The sequence below is a fragment of the Gammaproteobacteria bacterium CG11_big_fil_rev_8_21_14_0_20_46_22 genome (genome assembly GCA_002796245.1).
GTDB lineage: Bacteria > Pseudomonadota > Gammaproteobacteria > UBA12402 > UBA12402 > 1-14-0-20-46-22.
In genome coordinates this window covers 1-26,648 of the sequence record PCWT01000066.1, presented here as the reverse complement: position 1 = coordinate 26,648, position 26,648 = coordinate 1, and the positions used below count along the sequence as shown (strand labels likewise).

22 protein-coding genes, 1 tRNA gene and 1 pseudogene are annotated in these 26,648 nt (G+C 47.9%); 9 read left to right on the top strand and 15 right to left on the bottom strand.

Translation table 11 applies throughout. The features are described from left to right. Positions 1-32 precede the first annotated feature (32 nt). The 5 genes from COV52_09560 to COV52_09540 form a co-directional block, all read right to left on the bottom strand. Positions 33-106, bottom strand: a tRNA-Met gene (locus COV52_09560). A gap of 123 nt (positions 107-229) precedes the next feature. Beyond that, a complete protein-coding gene (locus COV52_09555) occupies positions 230-745 on the bottom strand; it encodes a hypothetical protein (GenBank protein ID PIR10293.1) in 516 nt (171 codons plus the stop codon). Between the two features lie 4 nt (positions 746-749). Beyond that, entirely contained in the window at positions 750-2,039 is a 1,290-nt protein-coding gene (locus COV52_09550) for a hypothetical protein (GenBank protein ID PIR10292.1), read from the bottom strand. Continuing rightward, positions 2,036-3,361 carry a peptidase M16 gene (locus COV52_09545; protein ID PIR10291.1) on the bottom strand — a complete coding sequence of 442 codons (1,326 nt, stop codon included), beginning with the start codon at positions 3,359-3,361 and terminating at the stop codon, positions 2,036-2,038. Before COV52_09545 ends, COV52_09550 begins: the two co-directional genes overlap by 4 nt. A gap of 78 nt (positions 3,362-3,439) precedes the next feature. Continuing rightward, the gene (locus tag COV52_09540; protein PIR10290.1) at positions 3,440-4,405 is read right to left on the bottom strand and encodes a signal recognition particle-docking protein FtsY; all 966 of its coding nucleotides are present in this window, start codon (positions 4,403-4,405) and stop codon (positions 3,440-3,442) included. Positions 4,406-4,552: 147 nt separating this feature from the next. Between COV52_09540 and ftsE the strand changes: the two genes are divergently transcribed. Further along, on the top strand, positions 4,553-5,203 hold the full coding sequence (gene ftsE, locus COV52_09535; protein PIR10289.1) for a cell division ATP-binding protein FtsE: 651 nt from the start codon (positions 4,553-4,555) through the stop codon (positions 5,201-5,203). Beyond that, positions 5,200-6,156, top strand: coding sequence for a hypothetical protein (locus COV52_09530; GenBank protein PIR10288.1), 957 nt, complete (start codon positions 5,200-5,202; stop codon positions 6,154-6,156). The genes ftsE and COV52_09530 overlap by 4 nt, the downstream gene beginning before the upstream one ends. Before the next feature lie 5 nt (positions 6,157-6,161). On the opposite strand, the gene COV52_09525 is transcribed toward COV52_09530, so the two are convergent. Genes COV52_09525 through COV52_09515 form a run of 3 tightly spaced genes read right to left on the bottom strand, consistent with a single transcriptional unit; the run spans position 6,162 to position 7,950 of the window. Next, positions 6,162-6,560: a hypothetical protein gene (locus tag COV52_09525; GenBank protein PIR10287.1), complete on the bottom strand. Its 399-nt coding sequence runs from the start codon at positions 6,558-6,560 to the stop codon at positions 6,162-6,164. Positions 6,561-6,594: 34 nt separating this feature from the next. Then, positions 6,595-6,762, bottom strand: coding sequence for a hypothetical protein (locus COV52_09520; protein PIR10286.1), 168 nt, complete (start codon positions 6,760-6,762; stop codon positions 6,595-6,597). A gap of 60 nt (positions 6,763-6,822) precedes the next feature. Further along, entirely contained in the window at positions 6,823-7,950 is a 1,128-nt protein-coding gene (locus COV52_09515) for a YggW family oxidoreductase (GenBank protein PIR10285.1), read from the bottom strand. Positions 7,951-8,031: 81 nt separating this feature from the next. Here COV52_09515 and COV52_09510 point away from each other — a divergent pair, with 81 nt between their 5' ends. The 4 genes and pseudogenes from COV52_09510 to COV52_09495 all read left to right on the top strand — a co-directional run bounded on the left by COV52_09510 (position 8,032) and on the right by COV52_09495 (position 16,210). Further along, positions 8,032-9,021 carry a malate dehydrogenase gene (locus COV52_09510; protein PIR10284.1) on the top strand — a complete coding sequence of 330 codons (990 nt, stop codon included), beginning with the start codon at positions 8,032-8,034 and terminating at the stop codon, positions 9,019-9,021. Positions 9,022-9,096: 75 nt separating this feature from the next. Next, a complete protein-coding gene (locus COV52_09505) occupies positions 9,097-10,944 on the top strand; it encodes a hypothetical protein (protein PIR10283.1) in 1,848 nt (615 codons plus the stop codon). Positions 10,945-11,030: 86 nt separating this feature from the next. Continuing rightward, positions 11,031-15,968, top strand: coding sequence for a hypothetical protein (locus tag COV52_09500; protein PIR10282.1), 4,938 nt, complete (start codon positions 11,031-11,033; stop codon positions 15,966-15,968). Between the two features lie 80 nt (positions 15,969-16,048). Further along, positions 16,049-16,210: pseudogene (locus tag COV52_09495) on the top strand (endoglucanase). Between the two features lie 743 nt (positions 16,211-16,953). Here the strand turns inward: COV52_09495 and COV52_09490 are convergent. Genes COV52_09490 through COV52_09480 form a run of 3 tightly spaced genes read right to left on the bottom strand, consistent with a single transcriptional unit; the run spans position 16,954 to position 19,753 of the window. Next, positions 16,954-18,390 carry a ubiquinone biosynthesis regulatory protein kinase UbiB gene (locus COV52_09490; GenBank protein PIR10281.1) on the bottom strand — a complete coding sequence of 479 codons (1,437 nt, stop codon included), beginning with the start codon at positions 18,388-18,390 and terminating at the stop codon, positions 16,954-16,956. After that, complete coding sequence (locus tag COV52_09485) at positions 18,387-18,998, bottom strand: hypothetical protein (protein ID PIR10280.1); 612 nt, start codon at positions 18,996-18,998, stop codon at positions 18,387-18,389. Before COV52_09485 ends, COV52_09490 begins: the two co-directional genes overlap by 4 nt. Next, positions 18,995-19,753 (bottom strand): bifunctional demethylmenaquinone methyltransferase/2-methoxy-6-polyprenyl-1,4-benzoquinol methylase UbiE, encoded by a 759-nt coding sequence (locus COV52_09480; protein ID PIR10294.1) that lies wholly within the window; start codon positions 19,751-19,753, stop codon positions 18,995-18,997. Before COV52_09480 ends, COV52_09485 begins: the two co-directional genes overlap by 4 nt. 102 nt (positions 19,754-19,855) lie before the next feature. Between COV52_09480 and COV52_09475 the strand changes: the two genes are divergently transcribed. Further along, the gene (locus COV52_09475) at positions 19,856-20,251 is read left to right on the top strand and encodes a hypothetical protein (protein PIR10279.1); all 396 of its coding nucleotides are present in this window, start codon (positions 19,856-19,858) and stop codon (positions 20,249-20,251) included. A 50-nt stretch (positions 20,252-20,301) separates the two neighbouring features. On the opposite strand, the gene COV52_09470 is transcribed toward COV52_09475, so the two are convergent. The 4 genes from COV52_09470 to COV52_09455 are packed head-to-tail and all read right to left on the bottom strand — an operon-like array spanning position 20,302 to position 24,688. Then, positions 20,302-22,191 carry an RNA polymerase sigma factor RpoD gene (locus COV52_09470; protein ID PIR10278.1) on the bottom strand — a complete coding sequence of 630 codons (1,890 nt, stop codon included), beginning with the start codon at positions 22,189-22,191 and terminating at the stop codon, positions 20,302-20,304. A 37-nt stretch (positions 22,192-22,228) separates the two neighbouring features. Next, entirely contained in the window at positions 22,229-23,977 is a 1,749-nt protein-coding gene (locus COV52_09465; protein PIR10277.1) for a DNA primase, read from the bottom strand. 9 nt (positions 23,978-23,986) lie between these two features. Then, on the bottom strand, positions 23,987-24,430 hold the full coding sequence (locus COV52_09460) for a glutamyl-tRNA amidotransferase (GenBank protein PIR10276.1): 444 nt from the start codon (positions 24,428-24,430) through the stop codon (positions 23,987-23,989). A gap of 9 nt (positions 24,431-24,439) precedes the next feature. Beyond that, complete coding sequence (locus COV52_09455) at positions 24,440-24,688, bottom strand: 30S ribosomal protein S21 (GenBank protein ID PIR10275.1); 249 nt, start codon at positions 24,686-24,688, stop codon at positions 24,440-24,442. 215 nt (positions 24,689-24,903) lie between these two features. On the opposite strand from COV52_09455, the gene COV52_09450 reads away from it, so the two are divergent. Together COV52_09450 and COV52_09445 are read left to right on the top strand one after the other, a co-directional pair. Then, positions 24,904-25,386 carry a hypothetical protein gene (locus tag COV52_09450; GenBank protein PIR10274.1) on the top strand — a complete coding sequence of 161 codons (483 nt, stop codon included), beginning with the start codon at positions 24,904-24,906 and terminating at the stop codon, positions 25,384-25,386. A 74-nt stretch (positions 25,387-25,460) separates the two neighbouring features. Next, positions 25,461-26,582 (top strand): hypothetical protein, encoded by a 1,122-nt coding sequence (locus COV52_09445; GenBank protein ID PIR10273.1) that lies wholly within the window; start codon positions 25,461-25,463, stop codon positions 26,580-26,582. The last annotated feature ends 66 nt before the right edge of the window (positions 26,583-26,648 follow it).

The window sequence follows — 26,648 nt, the reverse complement described above, 5'->3', positions numbered from 1 at the left end:
AATTTGTATGCCGTTTAACTGATTGAAAAATATGGGCCCACAAGGACTTGAACCTTGGACCAACGGATTATGAGTCCGCTGCTCTAACCAACTGAGCTATAGGCCCGAAAACGAATTGTAATAAAATAGCCTTGCGCTATCAAAGTAGACCAACGTGAGTTGGTTAGAGCACGCGGGCTACGCCACTGCTCGTCAATGAGGGCGAATTATAACGATTTTTAGCGGCCAGTCATAGTAAATTGATGAACCAATTTCTCAAAAGATGCTTGATCAGGCATAAGATTATGACAGCAACGATCACCACAATAATCGTCCAGTGGCTCCAAGGGCCAATCACGATGGCCAATGAAAGACCGACTGACGGGGGGTGAAGCAAGCCAAAAATACCCATGAGGATCATGGTCATGCCCACAGCCAGGGCGCCGCAGATATCAACGGGTAGCGGAGGCGGCAGTGATGAGTGTTTTTCTAGTGCGATTAAAGCCGCATGCCACAGCAAGCCGATTAAGATGCCAATGATATAGCCGCCGAATATACGATGAACTGCTGCAGCAGGTGATTTGGGCAAAGCAAAGGCCATCACGATGCTGGCTGCGAGTGTGCTTGCGCCCACGGCAGTAAAAATGCTGGATTTTAATGAACCGAGTGGAAAGAGTACGCAAGCCATAAAGACAATAATGAGCAGCGCCTGAACAAAAAAATGCCCGGCGTTTTGTTTGAAATTTTTATTGATAGCGTTATTCATGAGCTTATTGGCCTCCCAATGTCAAAAGCACCATTTTTTTTGGGTTGAGGTAACGAGCTGCGACAGCTTGAATGTCATTTGCCGTGACCTTATTGATATTGTCCGCGTAGTGATCAAAGTAATTTAGTGGTAGCGCGTGGTTATATAAGTAAACCTGCGTGTTGAGGATTTTGCCGTTACTGGTAAAACGAAGCGGTAAGCTCCGGCTTAAGAATTGCTTGGCTGCTGCCAGTGCTCGTGGGTCTGGCCCTTTGCTGGCTAATTGTTGCATCGCTTTTTTCGTTTGTCTTAATGCAGCCTGCGTGGTTACGTTAGCTGTTTGCAAATTAATAATCCAAATCAGCTGGTTGGCAGTTTGGTCTACGGTACTGCTCGGAGTGTACGTTAGTCCTTCTTTGCCGCGGACAAGCTCAAAGAGTAGAGAATTTGGCCCCTGACCTAACAGGTAATTGGCTAACTGTAGTGTGTAGCGATTTTGATCTTTGCTGTCAAAACGTGTGGCAAGGTAAATATACGTTTGATTGCTGTCAAAGGCAGAATGAATCAGGCGGGCTTGTAGTGGTGCTGTGAGTTTGGCTGGTGCCAGGTGTTTACCTTTGGGTAGCGCAGAAAGTAAAGTGTTGCTGATCGTTTTGGCTTGATTTTCGCTAATATCGCCAACCATAAAAATAGCTGCATTCTTTTGAGTGTAATGCTGTGTGTAAAAAGTTCGAATATTTTGTTGCGTAATCCGCTTAATTGATGCAGGTGTGCCAATCTCATCGTGCGCGTACGGTGTGCCTTTGAAGAGTGCTGTGCTTAAATCGAGCGCTGCTTTGGATTCAGCTTGTTGTTGGATCATGGCGTATGAGGCTAAAAATTGTTGTTTGGTGATCTCGATATCGGTTTGCCTAAAGGCTGGGCTGGATAAAGCCTGCTTGAATAAAGTAAGCGTGGGTGATAAGTAACGGGCTTGCTTCAAGCTTTGTAAAGCAATGATGGCGCGTTCTTTGTCTGAGCTTGTTTCGATACTGCTGCCCAAAGAATCTACCGCGTCTGAAAAGGCTTGGTTGCTTAATTTCTCAGTGCCTTTGGTCAGCAGTGTGTTGCTAAGCGCACTTACGCCTGGGTTTTGCTTATCAAAAGCCGAGCCTGCGTTGAACTGAACCACGATGTTAAGCATCGGTGCTGCGTTAGAATCTGTGTAATACACGGGCGTACCACCGCTAGTCTGCCAATGTTTGATCGAGAGTATGCTGGCATGACCAAGGCTGCTTGCTAAAAGGAAAAAGCTGCTGAGATAAAATTTTTTCATGCTTTTTCCTTGGGCAGGGGTTCTAGATAAGCTAATGATACCGCATTGAATCGAATGTACTGTTTGGCAACGGCTTGCACTTGAGCAGCAGTGACCTGGTCAACGTGGTCGGCAAAGTGTTCGCTTAAGTCTATCGGTAAGTTAATGGAGGCTAACAAGCCGATTTCTTCAGCTTGTTGTTCGAGTGAATCTAGTGCGTAGCTTTTTTGTGCTCTGATTTGTATTTTAATCCGTTGAAGTTGTTTTGTGCTCAAAGGTTTGTGCTTGAGTATTTCAAGTTGTGTTTCGATTTGTTTGACGAGCTCGGGTGAGCTCATGTTTTCTGCGGGTACCGCGGAAATGATAAAGGCACTGTTATGCAGGGAGAAAGGGTTGTAGTAGCTGGAGACAGCGACCGCCGTTTTCATTTTTCTCACGAGTTCTGAAGGCAGTATTGCGCTTGAGTTGCCTGCCAGTGCTTGAGCGAGTACGACTAAAGCGTAAGCCTGCCATTTTTTTTGAAAGTGGGCGTAATTGGGTACATTGAAGCCCATTAGAAATTCGCGTTGTTCGATCGGTAACTGCAATGTGGTTTGTCGGAAAGCAAAATGGGTTTGCCCCAATCTTGGCTTGGGCTCTAACACAGTATGAGGCTTTAGAGGGCCAAAATACTGTTTGGCCAAGGCGATAACGTGCTCGGGCTTTACATCGCCCACCACCACGAGCGTGGCATTATTGGGTTGGTAAAATCGATGATACCACGCTTGCGCATCGGCAAGCGTCATGTGGTCCAGGTCATTTTGCCAACCAATCGTCATGTGGTGATAAGGGTTGGATAGGAATGTTTGAGCATTAAACAGCTGAAGTAGGCGAGCACTAGGCACATTGTCCATGCGCATTTTCTTTTCGTTTTTCACGACAGAAAGCTCGCGTTTAAAGCTAGCTTTGCTAAACGTTATGTTGTGCATGCGATCTGCTTCTAGGTTGAAAACCTGAGGTAGAGCAGAAGTCGGCGTGGTTTCATAATAAACGGTATAGTCGGCTGCAGTGCCAGCGTTATTTGTGCCACCGAGCGAGGCAATGGTTTTGAATAAGGTGTCATTTGGGTATTTTGCTGTGCCGCTAAACATGAGGTGCTCAAGCAAATGAGAGATACCTGTAATGCCGTTGTGCTCGTAACTGCCGCCGACTTTATACCAGACTTGGGTGAGCACGACGGGCGAGCGTTTGACCACTTTAATATAAATGTTCAAGCCATTATCTAAGGTCTCGTGCGTGATGTTTGATGCTTCAGCGAAAGCAAATGCAGGTAGAAAAGTCAAAGCCAGCATTAAGCGTCGCATACAACGTCCCGTTTTTAGATGAAATAGGGATTCAACTTTAGTGAGCTTGCGTCATTTTGTCAATTGCGGGTTAAGGGACTATACCTCGAATAAAGCATCCACAAAGGCTTTTGCGTCAAATTCGCGAAGATCGTCGATGGTTTCGCCAACGCCGATATAACGAATGGGCAGCTGAAGTTCATGAACGATGGCGAAGACAATGCCACCTTTGGCGGTGCCGTCGAGTTTTGTAATGCAAAGACCGGTGACATTCACGGCTTGGCAAAATTGTTTGGCTTGCTGCAGGGCATTTTGACCGATGCTGGCATCTAAAATCAACAACACTTCGTGTGGCGCAGTCTCTTCAACCTTTTGCATCACGCGCACCACTTTTTTGAGTTCATCCATCAGATGGGATTGTGTGTGCAATCGTCCGGCGGTATCAGCAATGAGGATGTCGACGCCTTTAGCTTTGGCTGAGTGTAGCGCATCAAAGCACACAGCCGCACTGTCTGCGCCGCTGGATTGCGCTACCACGGAGACATCGTTTCGTTCGCCCCAGGCTTGAAGTTGTTCAACCGCAGCTGCGCGAAAGGTATCGGCGGCAGCCAGCATAAGGCTGTGACCTTGTTGTTGAAGCTGTTTGGCAAGCTTGCCTGTGGTCGTGGTTTTGCCAGCACCGTTCACACCGACCATCATGATAACGAAGGGTTTCTGGTTGGGTTCAATCACAAGTGGTTGATTGGCTGGCGCCAGTGTTTCTAATAAGATTTCTCGCAGTTGTTGGAGCAAGGCTTTTTCATCATCTAGGGCTTTTCGTGCCAGTGATTTTCGTAAGCGTTCAAGCACGGACTGTGTCATATCTACGCCGATGTCGGCGAGCAACAAGGTTTCTTCGAGTTGCTCTAAAATATCTTCATCGAGCTCTTTTCGGCCAAGCAGCAAGGTGCTTAAGCCTTCGCCTAGGCTCTTTCGAGTTTTGCTCAGTCCTGCTCGCAGGCGACTCGTCAAGCCGCGTTTTTCTTCGGGCGTTTCTTTTGGGCGTTTACCAAAGCCAAAGGCCATTGCGCGTTCCTGCCATGATTCTATTTGAGGCGTAGATTATCACGCCAGGCATTTAAAATCGAGCCAGCCCTTCGTTTTTGGGCGTTGGCATGTTAAATTTTGTTTTGACGAAATCCTGGGTATAGGTAGCTTATGAGCCAATCGAGTATGATTCATTTTAGCCGTGTCACCAAACGTTACGCGAGTGGTCAGGCTGCTCTCTTAAATGTTGGTTTTGACATTGCGCGGGGTGAAATGGTGTTTTTAACGGGTCACTCGGGCGCGGGCAAAAGCACCCTGCTCAAGCTTATCGCCTTGATTGAAAAACCTTCAGCCGGTCAAGTGGTGGTCGACGGTTTGAATTTTGAGCGTATTGGCCCTAAAAGTGTGCCGCTATTGCGCCGGAAGATTGGTTTAATTTTTCAAGATGCGCACTTATTGCCTGAGCGTACCTTGCTGGAGAATGTGTCTTTACCCCTGGTAATTGCAGGCTATAAGGCCAGTGAGGTCACTAAGCGAGCCCATGCGGCTTTGGATAAAGTGGGGCTTTTAAGCAAGGCGTATCAGTTTCCGGAAACTTTGTCAGTGGGTGAGCAGCAACGTGCGGGCATTGCGCGCGCGATCGTGAGCAAGCCGCCGATTATCTTAGCGGATGAGCCCACGGGCAATTTAGACCCGGACTTGTCGCGCGAGATGATGACAATGTTCGAGCAATTTAATCAGTTAGGCGCCACCATCATTATCGCCACGCATGATCATGCGATGGTCGAGGCCATGGGTTATCGGCGTTTAAATCTTCACGAGGGGCAATTAGCATGAGTATTGATCGCAAGCTGACCTTATCCCCTTGGTTACACACACTGCAGCTTCACGCTCGCTCAATTATGAATGGTTTGGGTCAACTCAGTCGCTCGCCTTTATCTTCGATTGCGATTTTTATCGTCATTGGTGTGGCCTTGGCTTTGCCGATGGGTTTGTTTGTGGCGCTAGATAACGTCTCCGTGGTGAGTTATGGCTTAAAAGGCTCTGGTCAAGTCAGCCTGTATTTGCAGCCTGATGTGACGGGCGATAGTTTAACGCGCTTGGAGCAAAGTATTGAGCGTGACCAAGCCGTGGCCTCTGTCCAATACATTTCACCCGAAGAAGGCTTGAAAGATTTCTTGCGTGACTCGGGTTTTTCGAAGGCCTTGGCAAACTTAAAGCAAAACCCTTTGCCGGGCGTGTTGATCGTTGAGCCCTCGCCTGCATTGCAAAAAACCTGGCAAGTGCAACAGCTCTATTCGCGATTGCAAAACTTACCGGGTGTGAGCATGGCTCAGTTGGATTTAACCTGGTTAAAACGCTTGCATGCGATTATGGCGATTGGTCATCGCTTTGTGAGCATTTTAATGTTTTTGTTTTTTATTGCGGTCGTTTTTGTGGTGTTTAATACGATCACACTAACCACCAAAGCCTATCACGATGAAATCCGCATCATTAAACTATTAGGCGGCAGCGATCGCTTTATTCGCCTGCCTTTTTTATACAGCGGGATTATTTACGGCTTAACCGGCGCGATCATGGCGTGGTTTATTGTGGATATCGGTGTTTTATTATTATCCGCACCGATTGAGCGCTTGGCGACCTTATACGGCAGTGCTTATTCATTGAGTGGTATGGATGGCAAACACACCCTCTATTTATTGTTAAGCGGTGTGTTACTGGGGTATTTGGGTGCGTGGTTTGCGGTCAGACGTCGTTTAAAGGCGGTTGATTTTAAGCCTGCCGCCTAATCGATTTATTTAACACTAACGCTGCGTTTTTTCGTGCTCACGCTGAGTTTTAATTTCGGATAATGTTCGAATAAACGGTGTAGCACAGCAGGTACGCTTTGGCCTGTGATCTCTGTTTTTAATAAAAGTGCGATATCTTTTTTCGCGGTCCAATGCAATTGCCAGCGATGGTTTTTAAGGTAGTCACGCACTTGTGGGTAGAGCTCACCTTTGTGGGTGCGCAAAGTCACAGCCGGATTCACGCGATAGCTTTTGGGCAGTGTGTTTAGGTTGCCTTGATGCACGGGCATCGTATCCGTGCCAGCGACTTGAAACGTTGCAAAGGCAAGGGTCGGCAGTGTAAGCGAGGCAATCAGTAGTAAGGCTTTCATTGGCGTGTCCATTTCAAGTTCAATGTTTTGCATTATACGCAAATCAAAGCGGCCTGTAAGTAAAAACTTACATCTTGAATAAATCAGCGTGGCTGCCTGTTCTCTCTAGTAGGGTCTGTTTAGAATTCATTAGATTTATGGCCTGTGACATTGTCAGCCCGAGTTGTTTTAATATCTTCTCTGCGCTGGCTTTGGTCTGGTGGTTGACTTTCGCCCTGACGGTATCGGTTCTCACTAGCTATTCCGAACATAAGGTGACCCTATTATAGCCATCTTGTGTCTCTTCGAAAGCGATTTAAGCCATAAATCCCACTAAGCACTCGTTTAAAAACCGCTGTCCGAGCTCGGTGCAGCGAAGTTTACCGTCTTTGATTATGAGCCAGCCTTGGTTTTGAGCATGTGATAAGGCCGGCTCCAAGGCATCAAGTGCCAAGCCGGTGCGTTCGGTGAAGGTCGACAGCAGCACACCATCGCTTAAGCGCAAGGCATTCATCATAAACTCCACAGGCCGTTCGCTCTCGTCGATCTGGGTCACGTTAATCGCGGTTTGATCGGCCAAATAATCTTTGGGCGAGCGTTTTTTTTGATGGCGAAAAATGCCGGCCTCGGTGGTGAGCTTGCCGTGTGCGCCAGCGCCAATGCCGATGTAGTCACCAAACTCCCAGTAGTTCAAATTATGTTGGCTGGGGTTATTACCACGTGTGTAGGCTGAAATTTCGTAGCGCTCAAAGCCCTCGCTGTTTAATAAGGCCAAGCCTTCGGTTTGAATCGCCCATAAATGGTCGTCGTCTGGTAGCGTGGGTGGAAATTTAGCGAATACGGTGTTGGGTTCCAGTGTCAGCTGGTACCAAGACAGATGATCCGTGCCAAAGGCACAGGCGGTGTTTAGGTCAAACAGGGCATCGTCGATGGATTGCTCGGGCAAACCGTGCATTAAATCAATATTGAGGTGTTGAAAACCGGCGTTAATCGCCCCATCAATCGCACGTCTGGCTTCGTCGCCTTCATGAATGCGTCCCAAGCGTTTGAGCTTATCGTTTTGAAAACTTTGCACGCCAATCGATAGGCGGTTGATGCCCGCTTCACGATAACCTTGAAAACGCGCCTGCTCAAAGGTGCCGGGGTTGGCTTCGAGTGTGATTTCACTGTTTGGGTTCTCAAAGCTTACACGCTGGGCGAGCCCATCAAACAATCGCGCGAAACTTTCGGGTTTAAACAGGCTAGGTGTGCCCCCGCCGATGAATACACTGTGCAGTTTGCGATTTTCGATTTCAGGCAAATGCTGGTCGAAATCCTTGAGCAGAGTATCGATGTAATGTGTTTCATCGAGTTCGCCTCGCACTTGGTGTGAGTTGAAGTCGCAATAGGGGCATTTGCGAATGCACCAGGGAATGTGAATGTAGAGTGACAGGGGTGGTTTCATTGGCGTATTATGCCCTAAAAGGTCGATTTATGCAGTGGGCTACTGTACACTACTGCCCAAGAAAATAGTAAGGAGTTCTTCATGTCAAAGCATGTTAATGTTGCTATCACAGGTGCTGCAGGCCAAATTGGTTATGCTTTAATTTTTCGTATTGCTTCGGGCCAAATGTTTGGCGCTGATACCACGGTTCGCTTGCAGCTTTTAGAGCTTGAAGCCGCGCTGCCTTCATTGGAAGGCGTGAAGATGGAGTTGCAAGATTGCGCGTTTCCATTATTAAAAGACGTGGTGTGCACAGCCGATGTGAATGAAGCGATGAAAGATGCGAACTGGGTCTTGTGCGTAGGCGCTGTGCCGCGCAAGCAAGGCATGGAGCGTTCTGATTTATTGAAAGTTAACGGCGGTGTGTTCACTGTGCAAGGCAAAGCGATTAACGACAATGCAGCGAAAGATGTGCGCGTCTTGGTGGTCGGCAACCCGTGCAACACGAATGCCTTGATTGCGATGCACAATGCCTCGGATATTCCACGCGATCGTTTTTACGCGATGACTATGTTGGATCATAATCGTGCTGTGGCGCAGCTGGCTGAAAAAGCCGGTGTGGATGTGGCCGATGTGCAACACGTGACGATCTGGGGTAACCATTCGGCCACACAGGTGCCAGACTTTGAAAATGCCACGATCAAAGGCAAGCCTGTCACCGATATGATCAGCGATGAGGCTTGGTTGAAAAATGAATTTATCCAAACGGTTCAGCAACGCGGTGCGGCGGTGATTAAAGCGCGCGGTGCATCCTCAGCGGCATCGGCTGCGAATGCGGTGGTTGATACAGTGTATAACTTGGTCCACGATACGAAAGGCGATGATTGGTTTTCTGTGTGCAAATGTTCAGAAGGTGAATACGGTGTGGACAAAGGTTTGATTTATTCATTCCCGTGCCGCACGGTGGGTGGCAAGCTGCAAGTCGTTGAAGGCTTGGCGCATGATGCTTTCTTGAGCGAAAAGCTTGAGAAGACCTTGGAAGAGTTGCGCCAAGAGCATGCGGCTGTTAAAGAGATGGGATTGATTGCTTAGGTAAAGTCCGCGAGGACTTTCAGGAGTCACCTTCCTTTGGGGAGGTTTGGATGTCAAGAGTGTGGTTGGAACATTATGCTTGTTAACAATCCATTACTTCCTCAAGAAGGCATGAGTGCTTCGGGGCGCTTTTTATCTCGCCTGCTTGAATTAGCAAGCGTTTATCCACCACTCAAAATTTTTGCCGAGCTTGAAACAGAAAAAATTTCTTTCTTGCTAATTCAAACAAAAAACTCAGCGCCCGTATTTCAGCAACAATATTTTATCGAGTTGGTCAGCAGGATGGCATGCTATGTCGTCATGATTTTTGATCAAGAAAACTCTCTGGATGGAAAAAAACTTCTCTCCCATTTATCGACCACTAACATAACAACACAGGCTTCTTTTGACGAAATCTTGGGCTTAGCATTTGAGTTATTGAAACGACTCAGGCAGCTTCACGGGCTAAAAAAACCCGCATCCTACACAAACGTTTTGTCGACAGAAGAAACAATAGCTGCATTTGTCGTATTCTACGAAAAACACCGCCTTGACCAAACAGCCCGTAGGCGTCTCGGCATACCCAGTCCGCCTATAGGTAACGCAAATTTAAGCCTTGCTGCGATGCGTCATTATTATAAACTTTGCGCTCAATATCTTACTCGTCAAGAGATTGAACGACTCATCGCTTTGGATTCTATTACTGCAACACACAGAGCGGCCTGTATTGAAAAGAGCCTGTTGCAGTTCGAACAAAATGAGCGTCTTCAGCTAGCTCGTCTATCACGACAAATTATCGTACTAACACGCTGGCTGCATAAACTAACAGAAGCAGCAAGCCATGGCCTCGACCCATGCGAACTTTATGAGCTTTATCAGGCCAAGTTTGCTATTTTAGAAGCCATGCTACGCCAGCTCGATTGGCAAACAGTGGCGCAAGAACTGTTTTCATCCGCGGGGGATCTCGCCGAAAAAATACGCCAATTAAATGAGATTCGCGCAAAGGTGGCCCAGGCAGAACAACAGTTATTTTCAAGGTTTTCCTGGCGAACACGCTTTTGTGGCCGTCTTGCTGCTTTTTTTACGGCTCATCCTGTGCATGTGTTGACCGCGACTTGCTTCGATCGCGTTTATCCCGCTCAAACTCATACCAAAACTGGAGATGGATTAACATCCCAACAACGGCAAACAGTCAAAAGGGTCGCAGGAACCATCAGCACAATACTGCATCTCTACTTATTTTCTTCTTTTGCGCGTATCTTTGCTTCGCCTGCGCTCATTGGCCTTGAATACATTTCTCAGTATTTTTTATTGCAATGGCCTCTTCTTCTTCTATTAAATACGGCATTGAATGGCGTACTAAAAACAATTAATCGCATCCTTCCCAGGCAGCATCAATTTGACGCACATCAAGATGAAGAAAATTTTCTTGCTCACCAATCGCTCTTAAAACAGATGGTTATGTTTGGCCTGCTGACTCTAGCGAATGGGTTTTCTCTTCCTCTGTTACTCGCGTTTTTGGGAACAGAAATCCTAAACCATTGCACGACAAAATTAATCAACAAGCTAGTATCCCCGTCGTCGATGACAAACTTTTTTGCTCAGTATGCCGTTCATGCAGCAAATTACACACTGTGTTTCAGCGTGATCTACAATATGATCCAAACACTATTTACACAATATGCTCAAGGCAAAACTCAATCAGAAAAGATTCAGGCAGCACAAAAACTTCTCGGTATTTCCGGCCAAGAAACTCCCTCCGATTGCGCAGGTACTACAACTCAAGCCTTCCGGCAAAAAGCGCGCTTTTTTCATCCTGATAAGTGTGAAACACCCGACTGTACAGAGACGTTTCTCAGGCTCGTAGAGGCTAGAGATACGCTTTTGAAGCGCTGTGCTGGCGCGTTAGAAAATGAAAGCACATTTGCTCAAAATAAACATTAGGCTTATAATTTAAACTGCACAGATATCGTAGAAACACACTATCGAGCCAACTATCGTAGTAAATAAATTCTGGTGGTACCCCTCCTATGGACAAGAGGAATAAGAGAAGGTTTTTAACGTATTTTAAAGCAGGGAGCGCCGCTTTTTTAAGCGTGGGCTCCGTCCTTGCCCTTGGGTATTTCAGTAGTTTTTTGGGGGCATTTCTCAATTCAGGAAAATCAAAACGTACTTCGAATGATACCTCAACCTCGCTAACGCCTAGGGATGATCCCCATCTCCACACTTTGCAAGCCCTTGCCCACGCAGCAACCGCCAGTATTCCACCCGTAAATCCACCAAGTCTCATTCCCTTTCAACAAGCCGAATCTGACGCGTTCGTAGATGCAGAAGAAGCAAGTGATGCCGAAATTCAAGAAGCAGAAAATCTCCGCAGGGCTGCTCACCGCAAGCCATTATCACTCAGTGACAACACCTTAGGTACTTCGAGCATCACAAACCAAACCGCCTATGTTGGTGTGCCTCTTAAGCTAAGGTTTGACCTTGTTAAGGGCTTGAATGCAGGTAATACAACGGAGGTTGAAATCACTGTAGACGGCAAGCCTCTCCCAAGCTGGGTTCAAGTACGCCTTGCGCCTAATGTCATTGCTGGGGCACCAAGCCCACAAGGCCCTTCTGGCAGTGCCGCTCAGGGGGTTGCCTGGAGGGGCTCTTCTGTTGTCGTCGCCGACTATGCCGGCTTTTGGGAGTTTAACCCCAACACTAATACAACCTTTTATCTTCCTTTAATGGGAAATGCACGAGGTAACGCTCTTGCCATTTCTGAGTCAGGAGAATATGGTTACTTTGCTGCTCAGGCAGGCGGATTCCAAATCGTTCGATTTACACCCTCGCATTCAGTTATTGGCGTACTCCCTTTAGCTGGCGAAAATACAAGACGTGTGGCTGTCTTATCTCCAGGGGTGATCGCCGTCGTTACCGCAACAAGAACTCTGTTAGTGGATGTCACAAGTCCCGAGCACCCCGAAATAATTGCAAGCCATCCTGCGCCGAGCGGATTCTCTAACTCTGGTGTTGCTACAGCGGGAGGCTCACAAGTGTTTGTTGCCACTAACCTCGGCACGCAGTTTTTTCACGTTTCTCCCACAGACAACACCCTGATTCAAACGGGTTTTGTCCCCAGTGGTGCTGGCGGCTTTGCACACGAAGTGACGGCCACACTTTTACCTGATGGCAATGCCCTTCTTGGCGTCGCAGACCGAGGGGCGGGCACACAGATCCTCCTAGCAAATGCAGAAACTGGCAACAGTACTCTGCTCACCACGATAGAAAATGCGCCTGGCGGATTATCTGAGGCTGCGACCATGAGCGGCCCTAGATTGCTGGTAGCAGACCGTACTAATGTACAAGTCATCAACTTTCAAGAACCGAGCTCCCCCATCCCTATCGATAACATCCCATCTGACACAACAGTTTGGTCTGTTGCTGCTACGAATCAAAATGGCACAAGAAACCTAGTGGCCATAGCAGCTGATAGAGGTGGGATCTTGGTAGTCGATCTAGATAGCAAGCTCTTAGTCAATGCAACGAATATAGCTGTAGGTGGGCATCAAGTTTCGTTCAGAGCACCAGGTAATCAAACGTTAACCTTTCATCTTAGGGTAGAACCCTCGCTGTCTGCGACAGGACTCGACAAAACCCTGTACAAAACACCTGGAGAAGCTGTTCCTTTAGGTCCAATATCCATTACAAGCCTAATACCAAATGCAACGCTCTTTGCCAGGCTTGTCTTAGATCCTACAGCAGGTGGTTTGAACCACCACCTCTATAATGCAACTTCAGGTGTACTCACCTTATCCGGAGGGTCAGAAAATATTACCGCGGCACTCAGTGCGCTTACCTATACGCCTGAGGGACACCAACCGTCTAGTGTTAATGCTACCGTAAGCGATGGTGGAACTAACCCCGAGCTCTTTGGCGTAATGAAAGTATATTCTGCGATTACGCTAAACGGTACTGTCCCACGAGCTACAACCTATTTACTTAACCGAAACAGCTTCAGCTTACCAAAAGGATTGTTTAACCCAGCTCCTACTGATCCAAACCCACTTGAAATTTTTGCTTCTGCTGTTGATGCAAAGCATGGGGCGCTGAATTTAATTGGCCCGCCTTTGCAATATTTTCCAGGCAATCAAAGTTTTTTGTGCGATTTCAGAGATCCCGCAACTACAGGACCTGTGTTCGTAAAGCTTAGGGCTCTGGGCACCCATGGCAGCGCAAGCACAAACTTTACCCTTAGTGTAAATACCGTACCTCTTAGCCTGGCGCCTTTAGGGCAAGCCAATGCGCCAGCTGAAATATCAAAGCTTGCCTTAGCTTCGCCAACCGAAATTTTAGCGTTAACGCCACAAGGCTTAGTCGTACAAACCATCCATGCGGGTTCGGGTTACAGCGTTACAACTGAGCGGATAGTTGCTTTCACTTCTACGCCAACAGCACTCGCGACAAATGATGACTATATTTTTGTTGGCACAGCACAAGGCAAATTGATCACGCTAAGCAAAGGAGATTACACCGAAGTTTCTTCACTCAATCTCGGCGCGGGTATTAAAGCCATTGAAGTGCAAGATTCCACGGTGTATGTAGCCCTTGGCACAGCGGGTTTTGCCATCGTCCAAGATCCGCTTAATCCACACATTGTGGCCCAGCAAACCTTGTCAGACAGTGTCACCCACCTTGCTGTTTGCTCACCGATGGTATATGTGGGAACACAGTTTTCAGGCATAGAAACGTTTGAGATTGCCCCTGATTTTTCCCTCATTTCGCATGGTGGGACAGATAGCACGACTGATATCAATGACATGGCATTCGTCAGGGGTGACCAATTATATGTTCTTTCTAGAAGGGATGGATTACTACGCTTTGTTGCACTACCAGGTAGCGGACTTACGCTTATTGCCTGGCATCGTGCTTATGCTGCAACAAGCTTTCTCGCTTTCCCGCACAATATTTTTCTAGTGGGCACCCCAGGCATCACTGTGCTAGACACTAGAAGCGCAGCAAAGATCAGCTCGACATTGACAAGCATTCAAGCAAGCGCAGCTGCGCAAATAGGAACATTAGTTGTCGCAATAACCCCAAACGGTTATGAATTTTTAGAAATCACGGGAAAGCAAAACCATCCTCCTGTCGTATTAAGCCCTGATCTCGATAGGCAGATTCAAGTACTGCCTAACACGACATTTACGTTACCACTTCCCCTTCCCTGGACAGTATTTATCGATCCTGATCCAGAAGACACGCTCGGTTATCAACTTTTAGATCCCAATGGGCAACCCTCAGATACATTCACATTTAATCCAAATGGGCCCACTGTCAGCGGCACAGTAGGACAAACCCCCAAAATAGTACTATGGCAAGCAACAGACCTCGCAGGAGCAAGCGCTACAACCCCCATAACATTTAACCCAGTGCCTGCCGCCGTTTTCCGACAAGTTTCTAGTGTTACCCTTAGTGTCATTATGGGCGTGCCAAGCAGCCTGTCTCTTACACCGGGTAGTTTTTTCAGCTCAAGCCTCCCTGTCTCACTAAGCGCCAGCAGCGTACCAGGATGGGTAATCTATAACGCTTCCGTAATGGAATTTCACGCAACTGCTAATAGTTCGACGGTTGCCTTCACGCTTATTGGTAGCAATACATCTGGTGGCCGCGCTGAAATTCCTATAAACGTAATAGTCGCCCCCGGTTTAACGATTCAATCACCTGATAGCGGATTAGATTATCTGGAAGGCGAGCCGTTGCCGCTGCCTGTTGCTGTTTCCAGCACGGATAGAGAAGTAAAAATTACCTACCGACTTGAGCCAAACGATGGTAGTGGCACCCTTACCTTTTCCTTAAAGCAAAATATCACTAGGGATCCATTGACTCGGACTTGGACATACGAGGGCGAACCAGGTTCACAGCCTAGCGTGACCTTCCAACCTGGCGTTTACCAAGTGACAAGCACAACGTTTGTCGTAGCTGCCACAGATAGGATCAGCCCGCCGGTTTCTGCTTCGGTCAAATTGTCTGGAATACGTGTTAACCATTCCCCTGTGCTACGCGAGCCAGTTCCAGATATTGTCGCGCCTACAGGAGTAAACTTTTTTCCTCTAAATATAACGGATCATTTTTTTGACCCTGATGAAGAAGATAATATGTCGGCCTCCCTAGCAGTGCGTAATGGCACCAGCTCAGCAGACTTCAACTTTGATCCGATTGACAATACATTGAGCACCACAAGTGCTACCCCTCCTGGCGTATGGTGGCTCGTGTTGGATGTGACCGACAACCATGGTGGCGCTGCATCCACCCTATTCAAGTTAACGTTAGTGAGGCCTCCACTGGCAAGTGGGGCCGTTGCTATTCTGGCTTTTCTCGCCTTTCTTGCGACAGGGGGAGGTTTGTTTGCACTCGTCAAATATGCTCGCAATCATCCTGAACGCTTTCTTGGCCAATGCAAGGGAGGCAGGAGAATACAAACCACTGTGTTCCGAGTGCTGCCGGATAGCCCTGATGGAAGACGCCCCTCAGACTCATCTGATACTCACAGCGGGCAGTCAACAAAATCACGCACCACCACTTCTAGCGATATACCCACCCCTCCAAGTACTGATACCAGAAGAGATTTTCGACCAGATTTCCTTCGCCCCTTTCCTCCAAAAGACGTCCTCAAAACACTGGGCGCAGGAAGCAGGCTTCCCCTAGTGCAGCTAGGAGAATGGAGCGCTGAAATAAACAACTTACCTAGGAAGCCAGAGGGCGCCAAAGCTCCTCTGAAAGGGGTCGTCGAAAGCCTGCTTGCAGAGAGAAGGGCTCGCTGTCCTGGTTCAGCGCAGCAGCAGTTTTTCAAGCCTGCGTCAGCTTCACCTGCGTCAGCTCCACCTGCGTCAGCTCCACCCCCTGGCCCTAAATCGTTACGCGGGGATAGGACGCTTGTCATTCTAGGCGATTACCCGCCAACCCCGAGTCAAAAACCCCCATCATGAATAAAAAGCCAGGCTGTACCTGACTTTTTGGTTTTGCTTACAGCGTAGGAGGTGATGGGGAGCGTGAAGTATCTGTACCATCGCTTTCAAACTCATCTGAATCACTGTCTTCATCATCGCTTTCAAACGCTTCTGAGTCATCTGAGTGAGGGGTTCTGTGGCCCTGTTCTGGCGTAAAAAAAAGCAGCGCATCGTCATCGTCATCGTCATCGTCATCGTCATCGTCATCGTCATCGTCATCGCTTGGGATGTCGTCAGCATCAGAATCCGTCGGGCACTCGTTAGGGTGGTTATTACCTATGCTCATCGACGCGTCGGAGTCTTGGTCTGTATCGCTCGTCACCACATCGGTTTCTGTATCGGTTTCTGTTCCTTCCTGGTTTTCTAGCGACAGAAGTTCTGGCTCATCGCAGCCTAGATTGAGATCAGCTAGACCTGAAATTATTTCTTTTAATGTTCCGGTGGAGGGAACATCCGGCACGCCTTCAGCAGCTTTTGCAAGCTGGGCTATTGAGTGAGGGTTGCGCGCCAGTTTGTTTCGTGGTGGCCGGGTTTTTTGAGCTCCGCCTGTTTTTCTAAGGGCGAGAGGGTCTGGTTTCGTCCTTATATTTGGGCTTTTTGTTGTTGAGGGTAAGTCCTCGGTAGCCTGATCAGCTCGTGGGAGGGGTGAGCCTTCGGCCTTTTTCGCGAGCTGTACTCTCGATGTCGATGATAGCGTACTAAGAGTCACGCGTGTTGAGGACCGTGGGGGGTTGGGTTTCAAAGTGTCGCCGGTGTTATTTACAGCCAAGGCTGTTTTATTGGTGGCGTCGCTAAGTGCGCGCCTTTTAAGCGACGTTCGTGCCATGGTAGACCTCTCTTGTTGTTATTATTTCGAGGCCTTCTTTGAGACCTTGTTTCGACGGTACTGTACCAGGGAAAGCTTAAAATTATCTTAAAGGCATGGAAGCCCGCCATAAAGCGAAGCCCAAGAAAACCGGAGGCTTCAGTGCGGGTCTTCTTTAGATTTTGCTGTGGAGGCTTCTTTTAACGCGTGGTAAATAAGGTCTGGCAGCTCAGGCAGCTTCTCGATGATATAAGGTAGCTGATCTTTTAATTTTTTGAGCATCGCTTTGGGGCCAAATTGATCGCGCATCCATTTTTCTAAAAAAGGTTTTGCGGTGGCCCAGAGATCCAACTCGGGGTAAAGATCGCGACCTAGCCCCTCAATATTGAGCAAGGTTTTTTGCAGCAAGACCAGTTGGGGTTGGATGTTCATATTGAATTCGCGTGCAATGCGAAACAATCGAACCAAGAGTTGGCCCATGGAGATGTCTTTTAGGGTTTTTTGAAACACGGGCTCGGACACCGCGCGAATCGCTGCTTCTAATTCAAACACGCGAGTGTGTGGGTCTACCCAGCCCGCATCGATGTGAAGTTTAGCAACACGGTGATAATCACGTTTGAAAAAAGCGAGCATGTTTTCCGCAATGTAGCGTCGGTCTTGTTCGGCTAAAGAACCTGCAATACCAAAATCCACTAAGATGTATTGATTTACATGTTTAGTGGAGATGAAAATATTGCCGGGGTGTAAGTCAGCATGAAAAAAGTTGTGGCGAAACACTTGCGTGAAAAAAAGCTCAAGCGCAAGTTCGGCCAATCGCTTAAAGTCGCTGCCTTGTGCTTTAAGCGCAGCATGGTCTGACACGGGAATACCTTCGATACGCTCCATCACCATCACTTTGGGGCAAGTGTAGTCCCAGTAAATCGAGGGGATGTGAATATTCGGGTTGCCTTCAAAATTACGTTTAATTAACGCGGCATTGGCAGCTTCGCGGTTAAGGTCCAGTTCACCGTTGAGGCTGAGTGAAAATTCTTCAACGATATCGCGTGGCCGAATGCGCTTGCCGTGCGGGTGTAGCTTCTCAAAGAGCGCGGCCATTAATCGGAGTAGTTTGATGTCGCTTTCAATTTGTCGCTTCACTTTCGGGCGCAAAATTTTAACGACCACTTTTTCGCCGGTCTTTAATGTGGCCGCGTGAACTTGCGCAATCGACGCTGAGGCTAAAGGCTTATCATCAAATTTTTTAAATAAATTCTCGGGCGTGTTGTTCAGGTTTTTTTTGATGATTTTTTTGGCCAGCTCACTTGAGAAGGGTTTTACATCGTTTTGCAGCTTAGCTAAAGCGGCGGCGTATTCGGCAGGGATGATGTCTTTGCGCGTTGAAAGCATCTGCCCAAATTTTACAAAAATAGGGCCCAGTGTTTCTAGTGCCAGGCGCAGGCGTTCAGGCCCTTTGTGCCGGCTCGGTAAATAAAACCAGGGGTTTAAAAAGCGCAAAATACGCAAGCCTATGTGACGGCTTTCGGCGAGCATAACACTATCGACACGGTAGCGCATCATGATATAGCCGATACGGAAAAATCGAGTGATGCTGTTCATGCGTTTTCACCTGAATGGTCTAATCGTTGCTTCACTTCTAGGCGTTCTACTCTATCGCGTAAATGTGATACAGCGGTTTTGAAGTGTTCAAATTCGTCTCGGTTTGGCAGTACGGCCAGTTCGTGTTGTAAGTATTCGCGCAGGTCTTCGTCGAGTTTTTGCTGGGTGTTTGACAGGCTTTCGCAAGCTTTTGTTTTCAGTAAAGCGGCTTGACCGTTCATGGCGTCGCCTAAAAAAGGTTTGAGATAATGTGCCCAGTCGATGCGAATGCTCTTGAAAAACTCGCCCACCGCTTGTGCCAGTAAAAAGTCACCTTCAATATTGATGCGTTGCTTGCTCAACAGGGCTTGCGCATTGTCTTCTGTAAGAACTCGTAATAAATTAATCGGTGTGGCCTGTATGCGTACATCGGCTTTGCCTTGAAGCGCTGGCTGAAAGGTGACGCGATCATCATAAAAGCCGACGTAAAAAGTGACTGGCGCATCTTGCAGGTCGACTTCAAGGTATCGCCCGCTCAAGCGCTTGAGCTTTTGTCGGTAAAAACTATCAAGTTTGATGTAGCGATTGACCGCAAGTTCTAGGGTGTTTAGCAAAATAGCGCGCATCATTCGGGCTTGACTCCGGAGTGAATCGCCACAATGCCCGATTGCAAATTTTCGTAAGCAGCTTGCTCGAAACCTGCGTCAGTGATCATATTTTTTAGGGTTTCTTGATCGGGGTGTTTGCGAATGGACTCCACTAAATAACGATAGCTTGCTTCATCGCCCGTGATCAATTTGCCAAATTTGGGAATTAAGTGAAATGAATATTGATCATACACCGTCTCCATCCACTTATGAGTGGGCTTGGAAAATTCTAATACAATCAGTTTGCCGCCGGGCTTGAGTACGCGGCACATTGAGCGCAACGCTTTGGCTTTGTCTGTCACGTTGCGAAGACCAAAGGCGATATTGACGCAGTCAAAACTATTATCGGCGAAGGGCAGAATTTCTGCGTTGGCTTGGACAAACTGAATGTGGCAATTGCCGCGGTTTAAGACTTTCGCGCGTCCTTCTTGAAGCATGTTCGCATTAATATCAGCCAGGATCACCTGGCCGTTAGGGCCGACGCGTTCTGAGTACAGCAGGCTAAGGTCACCCGTGCCACCGGCAATGTCGAGCACCGTTTGTCCTTGCCGCACACCGGAGCATTGCACGGCTCTGCGTTTCCATAAGCGGTGAAGGCCTGCGGACATCACATCATTCATGATGTCGTACTTGGCCGCGACTGAGGCAAATACGCCTCGTACGCGCTCGGTTTTCTCTTCTGGGCTCACGTTTTCAAAGCCAAAATCGGTTTTATCGTTTTTGTCTTGTGGATTCATGGTACTACCTTTAATTTGAGGTTTATCATACACGCTGCTTGGCGGTTCTGCACGGTTTTGATACCATCTTGGCATACACCTCTTTATTTCCTTTTGCATATTATGATGATCGTACCATCGGCGGTGGGCCTGCGTCTGTCTGATACACAGCAATTGCATACTTACCTTTGTAAAACGTTTCATGAACAGTCTCGTGAGAGCTTTGTCAGCATTGCCTTTGGGCTCGATGGGCGATGCTTGGCGGCCGAGCATTTGTTTTGGGGCAGCTTGCGCCAGAGCATGGTCTACCCGCGCGAAGTTTTGCGTTTCGCTTTGCTCAACAATGCCGCGACCTTGGTCATAGCTCACAATCATCTTTCAGGTGACACAAGGCCTAGCCAAGCCGATGTTCGCTTAACTCGCCGTTTGCGCGAACTCTTGCACGCCGTCGAGGTGGATTTGGCAGCGCATTATATTGTCGCCGGGCAGAAGATTTCGGTGGTTGAGGGGCGTTTCTAGCTTGGCGGGCAAAAAAAAGCCGGCGTTGAGCCGGCTTTTTTGGATTTGGCCTAGGTCATTTCGTCTTCAAAATCATCCATAAAAGTGCGCAAAAATTCAGCGCGGCTAGGGTGGCGAAGTTTACGTAAGGCTTTGGCTTCGATCTGGCGGATACGCTCACGTGTCACGTCAAATTGTTTACCCACCTCTTCCAGTGTGTGGTCTGTGTTCATGCCAATACCAAATCGCATGCGTAAAACTTTGGCTTCACGCGGTGTCAGTGTTTCTAAAACGTCGGTCGTGGCTTCTTTTAAGCTTTCACGTGTGGCCATGTCAACCGGCGACATTGAGTTGGCGTCTTCAATGAAATCACCTAAATGCGAATCTTCATCATCACCAATCGGTGTTTCCATGGAAATCGGCTCTTTGGCGATTTTCAGAATTTTTCGGATTTTATCTTCCGATAATTCCACGTATTTTGACAATTCTTCGGCAGACGGCTCGCGTCCCGTTTCTTGCATGATTTGGCGAGAAATACGGTTGAGTTTATTAATGGTCTCAATCATATGCACAGGAATACGAATCGTGCGCGCTTGGTCGGCAATCGAGCGTGTGATCGCTTGGCGAATCCACCAGGTCGCATACGTCGAGAATTTATAACCACGACGGTATTCGAATTTATCCACCGCTTTCATCAAGCCGATGTTACCTTCTTGGATCAAATCTAAGAATTGCAAACCGCGGTTCGTGTATTTTTTCGCGATTGAAATCACAAGACGCAAGTTCGCTTCAACCATTTCTTTTTTCGCGCGGCGGGCTTTGGCTTCGCCAATCGACATGCGACGATTGATGTCTTTGATTTGTTTTAAATTAATCGTTGAGGCTTCTTCGATTTCAATCAGTCGACGTTGTGCGCGCAGAATGTCCACTTTGTAGAAATTTAAGCGTTCAACGTAATCATCTTTGGCTTTCAGGTGTTGCTCTAACCATTTAAGGTCTGTTTCATTGCCTGGGAAACTTTTGATGAATGTGCGGCGTGGCATTTTAGATTTCGCGACACAAAAACGCATCACAGCGCGTTCTTGATCACGTATGCTTTTCAAAAGCTCGCGCATGTCACGTGTGAGCTTATCAACCAAGCGTGGTGCAAGTTTGAAATCCATGAAGAAAGCCGAAAGTTTTTTCAATTTGGCTTGCGTGGTTTTTGCATCAAAACCATTTTTCTTTACGGCGCGTAAGCATTGTTGATACAGCTTGTCGAGCTCAGCAAAACGTTCGTGCGCTATTTTAATGTCTGGCCCGCTGTCGTCAAAGCTCGAGCTGCTGCTATCGTCATCACTGTCGCTGTCGTCACTACTGCTGTCGCTGTTATCACTGCTGCTGTCGTCAGTGTTGGCATCACTATTATCCTCGGTGGGTGTGTTTGAAGCTGTATTGTTGTCATCACTGATCCAGCCTGTGACGATATCGCTGATGCGTGAATCATCTTCTTTGATCGCTTCGTATTGGTCGATCACTTCTTTGACGGCTTCCAAATGATATGACAAGGCTTCTAAGACTTGGCGTAGGCCGTCTTCAATACGCTTAGCAATTGCAATTTCACCTTTGCGGGTCAAGAGTTCCACGCTACCCATTTCGCGCATGTACATACGAACGGGGTCGGTCGTGCGCCCCAGCTCGGCTGATAAACTGGATACCAAGGTTTCAGCGGCTTCTTCTGCTGCATCATCTTCAGAGGCTTGCGTGTCGCGGCTAAGCATATCGCTTTCATCGGGTGCCGTTTCGCGAAGCTCGATACCCATTTCTTCAAGCAGACTATAAATATGGTTAATTTGCTCAGGGTCGGTCACTTCTGAGGGTAAATGATCGTTAATGTCTGAGTAGGTGAGGTACTGTTGATCTTTACCTTTGGCGATGAGTGAGATTAATTCGGAGTGCTCTTTTTTATTCGTTGCGTTCATTGTCTGCCTTGTTATCTGTGATTGACGTGAGTCTATTTTATATAGACGTCTTGTGTCGGGTTTTCTTTAAAACGAGTAATTTTTGTAATGCTTGTTTTTCCTCGGTGCTCAAGTCCTGTGATTTTGCTTTGTGCAATAAAGTATCAATGCTGAAGTTCAGCGTTTGTGCCTTAATCGTATGCAAAGTATCACTTAATTCTTGTTGTAGAGAGCCTTCGGGTATGAGCAAAGGTGCTACGGCCAGTTTGGTCAAAAACGTGAAAGCCTTATCGTGGCGAAAGTGCTCTACAATTGTCGCGGAAGTTATATAGGACGAGTTCCTGATTATTTCAACTATTTTTTTCAAAATATCCAAGCCCTTCATGGGTAAGTCTGGCAACTCCACTTCGGTTTCTTTTAATAATTCAGGATGTTGGAGCAACAGAGTGATGGCAAACCGTACTGGTGTTTGCTTGATGTCGGCTGGAATCGGATGGCTGGGCATAGCTTGTGAAGCCGTGGGCACGGCACGATCGGTCCACTCAAGTAATGTTTGCTTAGGGGTGTGTGAGCGCTCGGCGAGCGCTTGCAATAATTGCTCTTTGATAGCAAGCCCTTTTACTGAGCTAATCAGCGGCATAGCTTTGGCCACTAATTGTGCACGACCTTCTAGGGTTTCAAGGTTTAAATCGTCGGAGAGCGCTTCGAGCAGGTATTGGCTTAAGGTGTGAGCACCTTGAATGTGTTGCTCGAAAACGGTTTTGCCATGCTCACGGACAAAGCTGTCCGGGTCTTGCCCCTGTGGTAAAAAAAGAAATTGAAATTGCACAGTGTCATCTAACATCGGCAGTGCGGTGGTCAGCGCTTTCCAGGCCGCTTTTCGCCCAGCCATGTCGCCGTCAAAGCAAAACACAATGTGTTTGACGGTACGCACTAAGCGCTCGATATGATCTTTCGTCACGGCCGTGCCCAGTGTGGCGACAGCGTAAGTGATACCGGCTTCGTGCAGCGCAATCACATCCATATAGCCTTCGGTGACGAGCAGTGTATTGAGATCACGTGTTTTTTTCGCTTCATATAAGCCAAAGAGCTCGCGGCCTTTGTGAAAGACGGGGGTTTCAGGTGAGTTTAAATATTTGGGCGTGCTGTCATCCATCACGCGCCCGCCAAAGCCGATATGCCGACCGCGTTGGTCACGGATGGGGAACATGACACGATTGCGAAAACGGTCGTAATGACGCTTAGCATTTTTTTCGATAATGAGGCCGGTCTGCAACAGGGCTGTTTGGCCTTCTGTGTTGTGCCCAAAGCGTTGCGTGACGCTATCCCAGCTATCGGGTGCAAAACCCAGGCTAAAATGCTCGATGGTTTCTTGGCTTAGGCCGCGCCGCTTCAAGTAGTCACGTGCGGCTTGGCCGGCGTCGTTTTTTAATTCGCTTTGGAAATACTGGCTGACTTTGCCGAGCAAATCATACAGCGGCTGCAAGCGGTCTTGCGCCTGGCTGGCTTCGCGCGGCACAGGAATGCCGGCATCTGATGCTAAAGTTTCAATGGCATCGATAAAACTGAGGTGCTCATAATTCATGAGAAAGCCGATGGCGTTGCCGCTGGCGCCACAACTAAAGCAGTAATAAAACTGTTTGTTGGGCACGACGTGCATGGACGGTTTGTGGTCATCGTGAAAGGGGCAAACGCACAGATAATTGGTGCCGGCTTTTTTCAAGGGAATATAGCGCTCCACGAGCGAGACAATGTCGGTTCGAGCGAGTAGGTCGTCGATAAAGTGTTGTGGAATTTTCCCTGCCATGGCGGGAGTTTAACTGAGTTTGGCTTTAATAGCTTGGCTAATTTGGCCCATGTCGGCGCGCCCAGCGAGTTTTGTTTTCACAATGCCCATGACTTTGCCCATGTCCTGAATGGATGCTGCATCCGTTTGGGCAATGGCTTCAGCGATGATAGCCTGAACTTCATCTTCGCTAGCGGCTTTGGGAAGGTAATGCTCGATCACCTCAATTTCCGCGGCTTCCTTTTCGGCAAGCTCTGGGCGGTTGGCTGATTCGTATTGTGTGATGGCATCGCGGCGTTGTTTCACCATTTTGCTGAGTAAAGCCATGATGGCCGCATCATCTAATGTGGTTTGCTCGTCGATTTCTTTCTTTTTGATATCAGCAAGAATGAGGCGAATAGCCGCTAGGCGCGATTTGTTTTGTTCGCGCATAGCGGTTTTCATATCCTGTGTGATGCGATCCCTAAGACTCATGAGCCAAGCTTATCGCTTTTTGCGAACGCTTTTGCTTTTGCCTTTGGCGCCACGAAGTGGCATAGGGCGCTCTTTTGATAAGCGTTTAAGCAAACGCTTGCGAGCAGCAGCAGCGGCACGTTTACGTTTCCACGTGTCTTTTTCGTGGAATTCGTGACGGCGGGTTTCACTGATGACACCGGCTTTTTCACAGCTACGTTTAAAACGGCGCAGTGCGGCATCAAAGGCTTCGTGTTCTTTTACGCGAACCATTGGCATAAAAGCTCAACTCCTATGTAGTTCATTGATTAAAGGCGGGCATTCTACTCTCGAAGTTCTGAAAGTGCAACCATTGCTTGGTGATGTTTCTGTACGTGATCCCGCACAGGCCTTTTGGCTGAGGATGACAAAAAACTGAACAGTCTCGGGTTTACAAGCAGGTCATAATCGTTATAATGCCCACTTGCAATAATATTGATCAAACGAGGCGAGTTATGCGCAAATTATTAACAACTCTTCTGGCGATTTGTTTACTCTCTGGTGTGGCTTTTGCGAAGACAAAAGCGCCTTTGGAATGGCTGTTCGTCTTAAATGCGGATCAGGCTCAAGTCGTGCCTGCTGGCCAAAAAGCAAAATTGGTTTTAGTGCGCCCCTCAAAGAACGTGTTGGCCTTTACTAATCGCCCGAATCGTAAAATGATGCAAATCAAAACGCGTAGCTTTGTGCAAAATTGGACGAAAGGCTTTGGGCATGATGAGCCCAATGGTGCATACGTGCACAGTGATTTAGTGGCGCACAAAGACGGCACTGTCACGCCGGTGGCTGCCGAGCTTATGAATCCACATTTTGAGCAAGGTCGTTTGGTGTTTGATATGAAATCCCTAGATGGCAAAGGCTTTAAGCCACAACGTTTGAAGGACGTGAGTGTGTTTATTGATGATTACCCTTGTGCGAGCTTTATGGATTGTCCATTGTAATTTAGAAACCAGTCTATCTAGGCTGCGCCGCTAAGGTCGTTGCCTAGATAATAATAACAATATGTGGCCTTTTTATGACTTCTTGCACTCAAATAATTGCTGCCTCGCTTAGGCAACAATACAAACACAATGTTAAGAAAGCGCCAGCCAAGCGGGTGGCCTCGGCGCTGCGTGTCCCAGGCTCCATTGTCAATAGCCTTGCTATAGCGCAAGGTGTCTTTTTAGCCTGCTTGGCGGTTGGTGCCCCCTTGCTCGGCTCACCTTGGCTAACGATTGGCTCGTTGACGGCGCTTTTTTTCTTGCTGAAGTTCCCCGCTAAGTTGTTTCCAAAAAGCACGGCTCGTCTTCACTATTTAATGGTTCACCGGGTATTTTCCCGAATGGTATTGATGATAGGTACGCTCGCGGCAGGTGTGTTGGGCTTGTTTGGTATTGTCGAGCCGCTTTTGCCGGGTGCGGCTGCTGCACTTTTTGCTTTGGGTGCGTTTGTTGGGCTCTATAACGGCGTTTGGGATATAAAATTTGATGACAAGAGCACGATCGGGGCCATGCGCTCCAGTTTGCCTTGCGTGAAGGGTGGGGAGAGGCCTCGATTTTCGATGCCTTGTAGACAGCGTGCATTCGAAGCAGGGGCTTGGGTTCGTACCCTGTTTAGACATTTCGATGTGATTGGTTGGTTAGCTTGGGCTTCGCAGCTGGCTATGTTTTACTTTAATCCGATTTTTTGGCTGCCTGCTGTTACCTGTGTGGTGGGGTCTTTCTTAAAATCTGTGATGACAGGCTGCAAACTTGGGCCAGAATCACTGGCTAAACGTACGGCTCGTGTTGAAGGCGATATTGTTAACCCACTGCTCGAGGGGCTTGCGCAAACATCGATTATTAGTTTGGCGACATTAACAGCGATTGCGATTGACACTGGAACCTATAATTTAAGTCTGGCTGTAAATGTGGGTGTATTTGTGGCTTCGCTGGTATTGGCTTTGGGGACACGTTTGACTCGAGGTGTGCTGATGTATTTGTACACGGAACATCAAGCCCCCTTGCCAAACAGTGACGGCACGCACTCAAGGCGCGCTCGTTGTTGCCCTGGTTTTTTTCAGAAGCCAGTAAGAGCTGCGCATGCTAGCTTGACTCAGCCTTTGGTTGAGCGTGATGATGTCGAAGCTACGGGTGCGATTAAAAGTGTAGGTTTTTGAAAAAAACGTTAGAATCCATGTAATTTTAATATTACAGAAGGATCGAAAGACATGGAGGACGCTAAA